The sequence below is a fragment of the Rhodoferax sp. genome, assembly GCF_014859475.1.
GTDB lineage: Bacteria > Pseudomonadota > Gammaproteobacteria > Burkholderiales > Burkholderiaceae_C > Rhodoferax.
In genome coordinates, this window is sequence record NZ_JACUUE010000014.1 from 18,193 (window position 1) to 29,920 (window position 11,728).

Annotated in this window: 12 protein-coding genes; 10 read left to right on the forward strand and 2 right to left on the reverse strand. The window is 61.2% G+C overall.

What is annotated here, in order from left to right; all coding sequences use genetic code 11:
* Nucleotides 1-8: 8 nt before the first annotated feature.
* The 8 genes from hflK to IBX54_RS02605 all read left to right on the forward strand — a co-directional run bounded on the left by hflK (nt 9) and on the right by IBX54_RS02605 (nt 7,130).
* On the forward strand, nt 9-1,412 hold the full coding sequence (gene hflK, locus IBX54_RS02570) for an FtsH protease activity modulator HflK (protein ID WP_296541090.1): 1,404 nt from the start codon (nt 9-11) through the stop codon (nt 1,410-1,412).
* Nucleotides 1,413-1,421: 9 nt separating this feature from the next.
* Nucleotides 1,422-2,318: a protease modulator HflC gene (gene hflC, locus IBX54_RS02575; RefSeq protein WP_296541091.1), complete on the forward strand. Its 897-nt coding sequence runs from the start codon at nt 1,422-1,424 to the stop codon at nt 2,316-2,318.
* A gap of 14 nt (nt 2,319-2,332) precedes the next feature.
* The gene (locus tag IBX54_RS02580) at nt 2,333-2,521 is read left to right on the forward strand and encodes a DUF2065 domain-containing protein (protein WP_296541092.1); all 189 of its coding nucleotides are present in this window, start codon (nt 2,333-2,335) and stop codon (nt 2,519-2,521) included.
* 58 nt (nt 2,522-2,579) lie between these two features.
* Complete coding sequence (locus tag IBX54_RS02585) at nt 2,580-3,731, forward strand: ATP phosphoribosyltransferase regulatory subunit (RefSeq protein ID WP_296541093.1); 1,152 nt, start codon at nt 2,580-2,582, stop codon at nt 3,729-3,731.
* Nucleotides 3,732-3,751: 20 nt separating this feature from the next.
* Nucleotides 3,752-5,128, forward strand: a complete 1,377-nt coding sequence (locus tag IBX54_RS02590; RefSeq protein ID WP_296541094.1) for an adenylosuccinate synthase — start codon at nt 3,752-3,754, stop codon at nt 5,126-5,128.
* A gap of 62 nt (nt 5,129-5,190) precedes the next feature.
* The gene (locus IBX54_RS02595) at nt 5,191-5,715 is read left to right on the forward strand and encodes a phosphoribosyltransferase (protein WP_296541095.1); all 525 of its coding nucleotides are present in this window, start codon (nt 5,191-5,193) and stop codon (nt 5,713-5,715) included.
* A gap of 18 nt (nt 5,716-5,733) precedes the next feature.
* Nucleotides 5,734-6,948 (forward strand): PLP-dependent transferase, encoded by a 1,215-nt coding sequence (locus tag IBX54_RS02600; protein WP_296541096.1) that lies wholly within the window; start codon nt 5,734-5,736, stop codon nt 6,946-6,948.
* A 14-nt stretch (nt 6,949-6,962) separates the two neighbouring features.
* Nucleotides 6,963-7,130, forward strand: a complete 168-nt coding sequence (locus IBX54_RS02605) for a hypothetical protein (RefSeq protein ID WP_296541097.1) — start codon at nt 6,963-6,965, stop codon at nt 7,128-7,130.
* A 32-nt stretch (nt 7,131-7,162) separates the two neighbouring features.
* Here IBX54_RS02605 and mnmH read toward each other — a convergent pair whose 3' ends face one another.
* Together mnmH and IBX54_RS02615 are read right to left on the reverse strand one after the other, a co-directional pair.
* On the reverse strand, nt 7,163-8,233 hold the full coding sequence (gene mnmH / locus IBX54_RS02610; protein WP_296541098.1) for a tRNA 2-selenouridine(34) synthase MnmH: 1,071 nt from the start codon (nt 8,231-8,233) through the stop codon (nt 7,163-7,165).
* Nucleotides 8,230-8,910, reverse strand: a complete 681-nt coding sequence (locus IBX54_RS02615) for an arylesterase (protein ID WP_296541099.1) — start codon at nt 8,908-8,910, stop codon at nt 8,230-8,232. Before IBX54_RS02615 ends, mnmH begins: the two co-directional genes overlap by 4 nt.
* On the opposite strand from IBX54_RS02615, the gene IBX54_RS02620 reads away from it, so the two are divergent.
* Nucleotides 8,909-9,589, forward strand: coding sequence for an ABC transporter ATP-binding protein (locus IBX54_RS02620; RefSeq protein ID WP_296541100.1), 681 nt, complete (start codon nt 8,909-8,911; stop codon nt 9,587-9,589). The two genes, IBX54_RS02615 and IBX54_RS02620, sit on opposite strands and share 2 nt — an antisense overlap.
* A 96-nt stretch (nt 9,590-9,685) precedes the next feature.
* On the forward strand, nt 9,686-11,620 hold the full coding sequence (locus IBX54_RS02625) for a TonB-dependent siderophore receptor (RefSeq protein ID WP_296541101.1): 1,935 nt from the start codon (nt 9,686-9,688) through the stop codon (nt 11,618-11,620).
* Nucleotides 11,621-11,728 lie beyond the last annotated feature (108 nt).

Below are 11,728 nucleotides of genomic sequence, written 5' to 3' on the forward strand. Positions count from 1 at the left end.
GTGATCCGATGAAACTTCAACGACCGACTTTTAGCCAGGCTTTATTCCCGTCCCGGCTGCGGGGCATGTTCAACCTGAATGACCCGCGCTGGGGACGCCCGGACGACAAGTCCGAGGCACCTGATGCGCAGGGCAACGAGCCGCCGCAGCAGACCCCCGACGACGACACGCCGCCGCACCAGACCCCGCAGGGGCCCAGGCGCGGTGCCAACCAGGGGCCGCCCGATCTCGACGAGTTGTGGCGTGACTTCAACCGCAAGCTCGGTGGTCTGTTTGGCAACGCCAAGGGTGGTGGCGGACGCGGCGCCACGCCCATTCGTGGCGGCGGCGGTGGTGGCGTGGGCGGAGGCGGTAGTTTTCAGCCCGACATGAAAAGTGCCGGCATCGGCATGGGCCTGGTGGCCGCGGTTGCGGTGTTGATCTGGCTTGGTACCGGCTTCTTCATCGTGCAGGAAGGTCAGCAGGCCGTGATCACCCAGTTCGGCAAATACCACTCTACCGTAGGGGCTGGTTTCAACTGGCGCCTGCCGTACCCGATCCAGCGCAGTGAGCTGGTTTTTGTTACGCAAATCCGCTCGGTCGATGTCGGGCGCGACGTGGTCATCAAGGCCACCGGCTTGCGTGAATCGGCCATGCTGACCGAAGACGAAAACATTGTCGAGATCAAGTTCGCCGTGCAATACCGGCTCAACGATGCGCGCGCCTTTTTGTTCGAGAGCAAGAACCCGACTGATGCCGTGGTGCAGGCCGCCGAGACGGCGGTGCGCGAAGTGGTCGGCAAAATGAAGATGGACAGTGCGCTCTCAGAGGAGCGCGACCAGATCGCGCCGCGTGTGCGCGCCATGATGCAAACCATTCTGGACCGCTACAAAGTGGGTGTCGAGGTGGTCGGCATCAACCTGCAACAAGGCGGCGTGCGTCCGCCCGAGCAGGTGCAGGCGGCTTTTGACGATGTGCTCAAGGCCGGCCAGGAGCGCGAGCGCGCCAAAAACGAAGCCCAGGCCTATGCCAATGACGTTGTGCCGCGTGCCGTCGGTGCGGCTTCGCGCCTGAAGGAAGAGGCCGATGCTTACAAGGCGCGCATCGTGGCGCAGGCGCAAGGTGATTCGCAGCGTTTCAAGTCGGTGCTGGCCGAGTACCAAAGGGCACCCCAGGTTACGCGTGACCGCATGTACATCGATGCCATGCAGGGCATCTACAGCAACGTGACCAAAATCATGATTGATTCCAAACAGGGCTCTAACCTGTTGTATTTGCCGCTCGACAAGCTCATGCAAGTGACCGCCCAAACGCCTGAAGGCACCTCTAGCGTGCCCTTGTCGAACTCGCCCAGTCCAGCCAATGCCGCTGCTGCCATTTCGGATGCGCGTGCCCGCGATGCGACGCGCGACCGTTCCCGTGAAACCCGTTAGGAGCCAGGCATGAACCGCTTAGGATTTATTTTTTCAAGCATTATTTTTGTGCTGGCCATTCTCAGCTCGATGCTCTTCGTGGTCGATCAGCGCCAGTTTGGCGTGGTGCTGGCGCTGGGCCAGATCAAGGAAGTGATCACCGAGCCGGGGCTTAATTTCAAATTGCCGCCGCCGTTTCAAAACGTGTCTTACATCGACAAGCGTCTGCTCACGCTCGACAGCACCGACAACGAGCCGGTGCTGACTGCTGAAAAGCAGCGCGTCGTGATCGATTGGTATGTGCGCTGGCGCATCTCCGAGCCGACCGAGTACATCCGCAACGTCGGCACCACCGAGGCGGCCGGCGCCAGCCAGCTCAACCGCGTGGTGCGCAATGCCTTCCAGGAAGAAGTCAACAAGCGCACCGTGAAAGAGCTGTTGTCTGCCAAGCGCGAAGAAGTCATGGAAGACGTCAAGGCCGAGGTACTGAGCCAGGTGCGCGGCGCCAAGCCCTGGGGCGTTGATGTGATCGACGTTCGCATCACCCGGGTCGATTATGTGGATGCCATCACCGAATCGGTTTATCGCCGCATGGAAGCCGAACGCAAGCGCGTGGCCAACGAGTTGCGTTCCACCGGTTTCGCCGAAGGCGAAAAAATCCGCGCCGATGCGGATCGGCAACGTGAAATCACAGTGGCCAATGCCTACCGCGATGCGCAAAAGTTCAAGGGCGAGGGCGACGCTGAGGCAGCACGCCTGTACGCCGAAGCCTTTGGCCGCGACCCCCAGTTTGCCCAGTTCTACCGCAGCCTCGATGCCTACAAGGCGTCGTTCGCCAGTAAAAACGACGTCATGGTGCTGGACCCGTCAAGCTCCGAATTTTTCAAGTCCATGCGCGGCGGCGTCAGCGCCAGCCCCAAAAAATAAATCCGGCGGCTGGATTGGACAGCACCACCTTTTGGCTGGCCATGGCGCTGGTGCTGGTGATCGAGGGCTTCATGCCCTTTGTTTCGCCCGGCACCTGGCGCCAAACCTTTGTCCAGATTCTCAAACTTAGCGATGGCCAGCTGCGATTTTTTGGTTTGTGCAGCCTGCTGTTCGGTGTGGCGCTGATTTGGTGGCTGGCCTGACCGATTGCCGAATTTTTGCCCGGTAAAATCACGCTTTTAATAGCCTGAAAAAATTCACATGTCCGCTTGGGTTCTGCCGGATCACATTGCCGATGTCTTGCCTTCCGAGGCTCGCCACATCGAAGAACTTCGCCGCGATTTGCTCGACACTGCCCGTAGCTATGGTTACGAGTTGGTCATGCCGCCTTTGCTTGAACACCTCGAATCTCTGCTCACTGGTGCTGGCGAGGCGCTCGACCTGCAAACCTTCAAATTGGTCGATCAGCTTTCCGGTCGCATGATGGGCCTGCGCGCCGACTGCACGCCGCAAGTGGCACGCATCGACGCCCACCTGCTCAATCGCGCCGGCGTTACCCGTCTGTGCTACTGCGGGCCGGTGCTGCACACGCGTTCGGGCGCACCCCATGCCACGCGCGAACCGCTGCAATTTGGCGCCGAAATCTACGGTCACGCCGGGCTGGAAGCCGACATTGAAATCCTGACACTGGCCTTTGACTGCCTCAAGGCCGCCCAGGTGCAGTTCCCCAGCATTGACCTGGCTGATGCCCGACTGGTCAAGGCGCTGCTCGCCGATGTGCCGCTGAACGCCAGTCAGCTGGCTGCCCTGCACGCGGCGCTGGCGGTCAAAGACAGCGCCGAACTCAATGTGCTGGCCCGAGATTTGCCAGACCCGGTGCGCCAGGGCTTGCTGGCGCTGGTGCAGCTCTACGGCGATGAACGCGTGTTGGCTGAAGCCGAAAAGGCCTTGCCACCATTGCCTGCAGTGCGTGAAGCGTTGCTGGGTCTGAAACAATTGGCGCAGCACTTGCCCTCTGCCAGCGTCACCTTCGATCTGGCAGATTTGCGCGGCTACGCCTACTACACCGGCGCCCGTTTTGCCATTTATGCACCTGGTGCCAGCGATGCCCTTGTGCGCGGTGGCCGCTACGATGCAGTGGGGGCCGTGTTTGGCCGCAACCGGCCCGCGGCAGGCTTCAGCCTTGACCTGAAAGCGTTGGTGGCGGTGGTGGCGCCGCGTGCCTTGCAAGCCGCCATACGTGCGCCCTGGCGCGATGACGCCAGTCTGAATGCGACCATAGTCGCCCTGCGCGCACGCGGCGAGATCGTGGTGTGTGTGCTGCCGGGCCACGAAAGCGAAGTCGATGAGTTCCATTGCGACCGAGAGCTCATCGAAGCTGCCGGGCAATGGGTTGTTAAAGCGATGAATTGAAACAGAAAAGCGAAATAAAAATGACAGCTATCAAAGGACGTAACGTGGTCGTCGTTGGCACCCAATGGGGCGACGAGGGCAAAGGCAAGCTGGTTGACTGGTTGACCGAAAGCGCGCAGGGCGTGGTGCGCTTCCAGGGCGGCCACAATGCCGGCCACACCATTGTGGTTAACGGTGTCAAAACCGCGCTGCACCTGATTCCCAGTGGCATCCTGCGCCCAGGGGTCAAGTGCTACATCGGCAACGGCGTGGTGTTGTCGGCGGCCAAGCTGTTCGAGGAAATCGGCAACCTGGAAAAAGCCGGCGTTGAGGTGCGCTCGCGGCTGCGCATCAGCGAGGCCTGCCCGCTGATCCTGCCGTTTCATGCGGCGCTCGACGTGGCGCGCGAAGCCGCGCGCGAGCAGGGCGGCAGCGAAAAAATTGGCACCACCGGGCGCGGCATCGGCCCGGCCTACGAAGACAAAATCGCCCGGCGTGCGCTGCGCGTGCAAGACCTCAAGTTCCCTGAGCGTTTTGCCGCCAAGCTGCGCGTGCTGCTGAACCTGCACAACTATGTGCTGACCACGTTTTTGGGCTCGCAAGCGTTCGACTTCGGCCCCATGCTGGCGCCCTACATGAAAGACGGCGAAGTGCTTTTTGACGCGGTCTATGACGAGGCCATGCGCCACGCCGAGTTGCTCAAACCGATGATGGCCGACGTCTCGCGCGAGCTCAACGACGCCCATTTGAAGGGCGAAAACCTGTTGTTCGAGGGTGCCCAAGGTACCCTGCTTGATGTCGATCACGGCACCTATCCGTTTGTCACCTCCAGCAACTGCGTGGCGGGCAATGCGGCCGCCGGCGCCGGTGTCGGCCCCGGCCTGCTGCACTATATTTTGGGCATCACCAAGGCCTATTGCACCCGCGTGGGCGGCGGTCCGTTCCCGACCGAACTGGCCTGGGAAGAAGAAGGCACACCCGGCTGGCACATGAGCACCGTGGGCGCCGAAAAAGGCGTGACCACCGGGCGCAGCCGCCGCTGCGGCTGGTTCGATGCGGCCCTGCTCAAGCGCTCGGCCCAGGTCAATGGCTTGAGCGGCTTGTGCATCACCAAGCTCGACGTGCTCGATGGCTTGAAGGAGCTCAAGCTCTGCACCGGTTACCAGCTCGACGGCGAACTGACCGACATTTTGCCGATGGGCGCTGACGACATCGCCCGCTGCGTGCCCATTTACGAAACCCTTGATGGTTGGAGCGACAGCACCGTGGGCGTGACGCAGTACGACGATTTGCCGATGGCGGCGCGCCTGTACTTGCAGCGCATCGAGCAGGTCACCGGCGTGCCGGTGCACATCATCTCGACCAGCCCGGACCGCAACCACACCATCATGATGCGCCATCCCTTTTTGGCCGATTGAGCCTGAACCAGTTTTCGATTTTCATTCGATCTGCACCAACAACAACTATTTGAGGGGCAACCATGTTGACCGAAGACGGCAGGCACCTGTACGTGAGTTACGACGAATACCACGGCTTGATCGAAAAACTGGCCATCAAGATATTTCAGTCAGACTGGGAGTTTGACACCATCTTGTGTCTGGCACGCGGCGGCATGCGACCGGGCGATATTTTGTCGCGCGTGTTTGACAAGCCGCTGGCCATCATGTCCACCAGTTCCTACCGTGCTGGCGCGGGCACCGAGCAGGGCAATCTTGACATTGCGCACTACATCACTACCCCCAAGGGCGAGATTGCCGGCAAAGTCTTGTTGGTGGACGACCTGGCGGATTCCGGTCTCACGATGCATGCCGTGATTGATCAGCTCAGAAACAATTACAAAGCCATTACCGAGCTGCGCAGCGCCGTCATCTGGACCAAGTCCTTGTCCAAATTCACACCCGACTACTCGGTTGAGTATTTGCCCACCAACCCCTGGATTCACCAGCCCTTTGAAGGCTACGACAGCTTGCGTCCGGAGCACCTGATCAAAAAGTGGAGCGTGTGATGCGCCCTTGTTACTGCCATGGCTAGCCTGACCACCACCCTGATCCACCACCCCTACCAGCCCCCGCCTGGGTTTGCCGCACCTCAGCCCGGCATTTTCAAGGCTTCCACGGTGTTTTTTCCGAACGTGGCCGCCATGCGTGACTTCGACTGGAAAGACAAGTCCGCCTACACCTACGGACTGCATGGCACGCCGACCACTTATACGCTCGAAGAACGTCTTTGCACGCTCGAAGGCGGTGCCCAATGCCTGCTGGTGCCCAGCGGTCTGGCGGCCATCGCCACGGTAGCGCTGGCCTTGCTCAAGCGTGGCGACGAGGTGCTCATTCCCGACAACGCCTACGGCCCGTCCAAAGCCCTGGCCGAGGGCGAGTTGGCGCACTGGGGCATCACGCACCGTTACTTTGACCCGATGGACCCAGCCGACCTGGCTGGCAAAATTTCACCGCAAACCAGGTTGGTTTGGCTGGAAGCGGCGGGTTCGGTCACGCTGGAATTTCCTGACCTGTGCGCGCAGGTGCGCCTGTGCAAGGCGGCAGGCGTGCTCTGTGCGCTGGACAACACCTGGGGTGCCGGTGTGGCCTTCAAGCCGTTCGACCTCGCACCGGGTGAGCAACCTGCATTGGCTGTCGATATTTCCATCCATGCGCTCACCAAGTACCCCAGCGGTGGCGGCGATGTGCTGATGGGCAGTGTCATCACCACCGATGAGCGCCTGCACATGCGGCTCAAGCTGTGCCACATGCGCCTGGGGCTCGGCGTGGGCGCCAATGATGCCGAGGCTGTGTTGCGGGCCTTGCCCAGCATGGCCCTGCGCTACCGCCAGCATGACGAAACCACCCGTGCTTTGGCGCAATGGTGCCTGCAGCGTGACGAGTTTGCCCAGGTGCTGCATCCGGCATTGGCCGACTCACCCGGCCATGCGCAGTGGCAGGGCTTGTGCGGGAACGCTTTGGGGGCGGCTGCCGGTTTGCTCAGCGTGATCTTCAAACCCACCTACACCCAGCGTCAGGTCGATGCGTTTTGCGATGCCATGCAATTGTTCAAAATTGGCTACAGTTGGGGTGGCCCCATGAGTCTGGTCATGCCTTACCAACTGGAAACCATGCGTTCAAGCTGGCCGGTTCATCTGCAGACCGGGATAATAGTTCGCTTTTCCATCGGTCTGGAGTCGGCCCCTGATTTGCAGGCTGACCTGCTGCAAGCCTTGGCCCAGCTAAAATCAACCAACTAACTTGAAAGTACAACTTGGCAACACCTAATTACGGCTACGAAAAACGTCAGAAAGAACTGGCGAAAAAGAAGAAAAAAGAAGAAAAACTCAAGGAAAAAGCCCAGCGCAAAGCGAGTGAGACTGGCCCTGAAGAAGTCAGGGACGACGAGCCAAATCAACCTCCCGAAGGCACTGCCGCCTGAATCCCGCTTGGGTCGTCAGGAAGGCGCCTGTGTCAGGCTGGTTCCGGCTTGCCTGACACCAATTGGTGCGCCAACTTGGCCATGGCAGCTGCTGACCGGTCTGCCGGCTTCAGATGCTCCGCTTGGCCAAATTGCACAAAGTTGCGCTGCATCGATTGCAGGTAGGCCGGGTCGTAATGCTGCTGCAGCAATTCCAGCACCACCTCGGCAAATTCTCCCGCCCGGGCCTGCGCCTGCCAGTGTTCCACCACGGCACGGCCCCTGAGCACCACCAAGGCAGACAAACGGTCGCAAAAATAAGCCACATCGCGCGTCAGGTAGTCATAGTCTTCCAGCAACAGCGCCACGCGCTCGGCGTTGGTCAGTTGCAGGTTCAGGCAGGGGCTGGCGCGCATGGCCTCGATCAAGGCCGTGGGCACCGACAAATTGCCCACTTTTTTGCTTTCACTCTCGACGAAAACCGGCCGTGCAGCATCAAAGCTGCGCAGGCGCTCCCAGATCAGCGTGTCAAAGCGTTTTTGCGTCGGTTGCGCCAGTCCGGGCATGGCACCCAGCACCGAGCTGCGATGGTTGGCCAGCGCTTCCAGGTCGAGCACCTGCGCGCCTTGTGCCGCCAGCGCCTGCAGCAGCCGCGTTTTGCCGCTGCCGGTGGGGCCGCAGATCACCCGGAATGACAGGCCGGAAACCCGCGCAACGATGTCTTGCACCAGCGCCGCCCGAAAGGCCTTGTAGCCGCCTTCCACCAGCGTCACCCGAAAACCGATCTGGCTCAGGATCAGGGCCAGCGAGCCGCTGCGCTGGCCGCCGCGCCAGCAGTAGGCCAGTGGTTGCCAGCCGCGCGGCTTGTCGATCACCTCGCGCTCGATGTGCGCGGCAATGTTGCGCGCGGCTTTTGCCGCGCCGCGTTTGCGGGCTTCGAAGGGGTTGACCTGCTTGTACAAGGTGCCGATTTCAATGCGCTCGGCATTGTTCAGGGTTGGCCAGTTGATGGCGCCGGGCAGGTGGTCTTCCAGGTATTCTGCTTCGCTGCGGGCATCGATGATGGCATCAAAGTCGGCCAGCCGGGCGATGACCTCGGCCGCACCAAGCGGTGTCAGACTCATTGCAGGCCTTTCTTGAGGGTCGGCCAGACGTTGGCCAGCATACGCGGCTGGGCCTCTTCTTTGGGGTGGATGCGGTCAGCCTGAAACCAGGCCATGCTGTCGGGCGCGTCGGCGATGCCCGCAAGCAAGAAAGGCACCAGCGCTGCTTGCGTGGTTTTGGCCACCTCGGCATACATGTCGGCAAAGCGCTGGCTGTACTCGCGGCCATAGTTGGGCGGCATCTGCATGCCCAGCAGCAGCACGCGGGCACCCGTTTGCTGCGCCTGGCGCGTCATGGCCAGCAGGTTGCCGCGGGTCAGCGCCAGTGGCAGGCCGCGCAGTGCGTCATTGGCGCCGAGTTCGACCACCAGCAACGTGGGGCGGTGCTGCATCAGCAAGGCCCCCAGACGGGCGCGCCCGCCCGAAGTGGTGTCGCCGCTGATGCTGGCGTTGACCACCCTGGCGTTGATTTTTTCAGCCTGCAGTTGCTGCGCCAGCAGCGCCACCCAGCCGCTGCCACGCTTGAGGCCGTATTCAGCGCTCAAGGAGTCACCCAGCACCAGAATGGTGTTGACGGGGTGCGCCGGCGGGTTGACAACGGCCAGCGCGCTGCTACAAATCCCGCTGCCAGCGAGGATTGCCGCGAGCGCGATACAGTGGCGTCGGTTCAAATGGTTTTGTTGCAAAGAAAAGTTCATGTCTGATGTCATTATCTCGGTAGAGCACGTATTCAAGTCGGTGACCGATGCCACCGGCACTCTGGAGATTTTGCAGGACATCGATTTTGCCCTGCAGTCGCGTGAAACAGTGGCTATTGTCGGTGCTTCGGGTTCGGGCAAGAGCACGCTGCTGTCGATCATTGCCGGCCTGGACACGCCCAGCCGCGGCACCGTGCGGTTGGCGGGCCAAGACCTGTTTGCCATGAGCGAGGACGACCGCGCCGCGCTGCGTGCCGAAAAGCTCGGTTTTGTGTTCCAGAGTTTTCAGTTGCTGGGCAATCTGACGGCGCTGGAAAACGTCATGCTGCCACTGGAGTTGGCGGGGCGTCGGCAGGCGCGCAAACTGGCCACCGAGATGCTGGCGCGTGTGGGCCTGGCCGAGCGCTTGGGGCATTACCCCAAGGTACTTTCGGGTGGTGAGCAGCAACGCGTGGCGCTGGCGCGGGCTTTTGTGGTGCAACCGGCGGTGTTGCTGGCCGACGAGCCTACTGGCAGCCTGGACTTTGCCACCGGCGAAAAGGTGATGGGCCTGATGTTCGAGCTCAACCGCGAGCTTGGCACCACGCTGCTGCTGGTCACCCATGACCGCGCCATGGCAGAACGCTGCGCGCGCAGCATCACGATCGAAGCGGGCAGGGTGGTGGCAAGCCCGGCTTGAACCTTGGCGGCGGCGCTGTAAGCCAAAACAGGCATGCGTGGAGGCAGAATGGCGGCATGAAAAATAGTTCAACCGCCATCCCGAACCAATTTTTTTTTGCTGCTTGGTCTGGCCTGCCTGCTGGGCGCGCCTGCGGGATGGGCGCAGAGCACCACGGGTGTTTCCGAAAAAGATTTTCTTGATGACATGCCGATCGTGCTGTCGGTGTCGCGCATGCCGCAGCGCCTCGATGAAACACCGGGTGCGGTCACCATCCTCGACCGCGACTTTATTCGCAGCTCCGGTGCCCGCGATGTGCCCGATCTGCTGCGCCTGGTGCCCGGTTTTCAAACCAGCATGTCGTTTGAAGCCGATGCGCCGCAGGCCAGCTACCACGGTGTTTTTGGCCACTACTCCGGGCGTATTCAGGTGCTGGTGGACGGCCGCTCGGTTTATTCGACCTATGTGGCCGGCAGTGTCGCACCCGGCCTGATGTCGGTGGCGCTGGAAGACATCGAGCGCATCGAGGTGCTGCGCGGCGCCAATTCGGTGGCTTACGGCGCGCGCGCCATGCTCGGCGTGGTCAACATCGTGACCCGGCATAGCGCCGCTACCCTGGGGGTAAACGTCAGGGTCAACCAGGGCGAAAACGGTATCAAGGACACCCAACTGGGGCTGGGTTGGCGCCTTGAAAACAGCAGCATGCGCCTTGGTATCGACCAGCAGGGAGACGACGGCTTGACCGGTGCCAACGGCCACAACCGGGTCAGGCGGGTGAATTTCAGATCGGACTGGCGCGTGTCGGGCAACACCGACGTGCAGTTGCGCGCTGGCTGGATGGACATTGCTGCCGGGCGTGGCTTTGCCAACAATCCGTTAGAACCCTTGCGCGACACCTTTTATGATTCCAGTTTTGTGCAAGTGGATTGGAACAAGGTGCTCAGCCCCGAGCAGGACCTGGCGCTGGTGTTTGCGCACAATCAGGAAACCTACCGCGATGTAGCGCCTTTTCTGCTGGCCCCAAAAGTCGATTTTGATTTCAGCGGCACCGCCAGCAACGATTCCCTGACGGCGCAGCACACGCTGCGCCTGGGTCAGGTTGTGCGCATGGTCTGGGGAGCAGAACTGCGCCGCGAATCGGTGAAATCGCTGCCGGTGTACAACACGTCCGAGCCGCTGGTGACCGATTTCTCGCGCCTGTTCGCCCATGCTGAATGGCGCATCCACCCCGAGCTGTTGCTCAATGCTGGCGTGATGGCCGAGCACAGCAGTGCCAGCGGTTCCAGCCTGGCACCCCGGCTGATGCTGAACTGGCACGTTGCCCGCGGCCAGACGCTGCGCGCCGGCATGGCCAGGTCGTTCCGGCCCCCCAGTGAGTTCGAAACAAGTAGCGATGTGCGCTACTCGGCCAACGGTAAAGTGTTCGGTATCCTCTATTTGGCGCGTGGCAATGTGGTGCCCGAGTCCGTGCTCACCCGCGAGCTGGGCTACTACGGCAACTATGCCTGGTTGAACTCAAGCCTTGATGTGCGCCTTTTTGATGAGTCGATGAGCGGCTTGATTCAGGCCACGAGATACGATGCGCAGATTGACGGCAAACCCTTTACCGGGCTGCGTGATTACGTCAATGGCGACAGTCTGACGTTGCGCGGCATCGAGCTGCAATGGACGGGCCGCCCATGGCGAGGTGCCCAACTGGGGGTTAACCAGTCGTTTACCAAATTGGCTTTTCCGAGCCCGCCGACCAAGCAAGACTTGCGCAACACGATGCCCGAGGCTGCCAGCAATGTGTTTTTCTCGCAACAATTTCCCAACGGCTGGGGTTTTTCCATCAGTCATCAAAACAGCAACCCGTTCAGACTGCAAAGAACAGGCGAATACAAACAATTCATCACGCGAACCGATTGGCGCTTGAGCAAGACGCTTCATTTCGGCCGTCGGGCGGGTGAAATCGCACTCACGGTGCAAAACCAGGGGGCGGCACAGGCCGACTTCTACAAGTCGTTTGCCTTCGAGCGGCGCGCCTATGTCACCCTGCGGCTCGATAACTGAGCGTTGACCCCTGCATGATCCTGCGCTGGCATGTGTTGCTTATCGGGCTCGCCCTGAGCCTGTTGCCCTGGCGGGCGCAGGCGCACGCACCCGCACCCGGGGTCAGGG

What these genes read in the sequence shown, in the direction of transcription:
- hflK (WP_296541090.1), top strand. Translation starts at nt 9, where the DNA reads ATGAAACTTCAACGACCGACTTTTAGCCAGGCTTTATTCCCGTCCCGG.
- hflC (WP_296541091.1), top strand. Translation starts at nt 1,422, where the DNA reads ATGAACCGCTTAGGATTTATTTTTTCAAGCATTATTTTTGTGCTGGCC.
- IBX54_RS02585 (WP_296541093.1), top strand. Translation starts at nt 2,580, where the DNA reads ATGTCCGCTTGGGTTCTGCCGGATCACATTGCCGATGTCTTGCCTTCC.
- IBX54_RS02590 (WP_296541094.1), top strand. Translation starts at nt 3,752, where the DNA reads ATGACAGCTATCAAAGGACGTAACGTGGTCGTCGTTGGCACCCAATGG.
- IBX54_RS02595 (WP_296541095.1), top strand. Translation starts at nt 5,191, where the DNA reads ATGTTGACCGAAGACGGCAGGCACCTGTACGTGAGTTACGACGAATAC.
- IBX54_RS02600 (WP_296541096.1), top strand. Translation starts at nt 5,734, where the DNA reads ATGGCTAGCCTGACCACCACCCTGATCCACCACCCCTACCAGCCCCCG.
- mnmH (WP_296541098.1), bottom strand. Translation starts at nt 8,233, where the DNA reads ATGAGTCTGACACCGCTTGGTGCGGCCGAGGTCATCGCCCGGCTGGCC.
- IBX54_RS02620 (WP_296541100.1), top strand. Translation starts at nt 8,909, where the DNA reads ATGTCTGATGTCATTATCTCGGTAGAGCACGTATTCAAGTCGGTGACC.
- IBX54_RS02615 (WP_296541099.1), bottom strand. Translation starts at nt 8,910, where the DNA reads ATGAACTTTTCTTTGCAACAAAACCATTTGAACCGACGCCACTGTATC.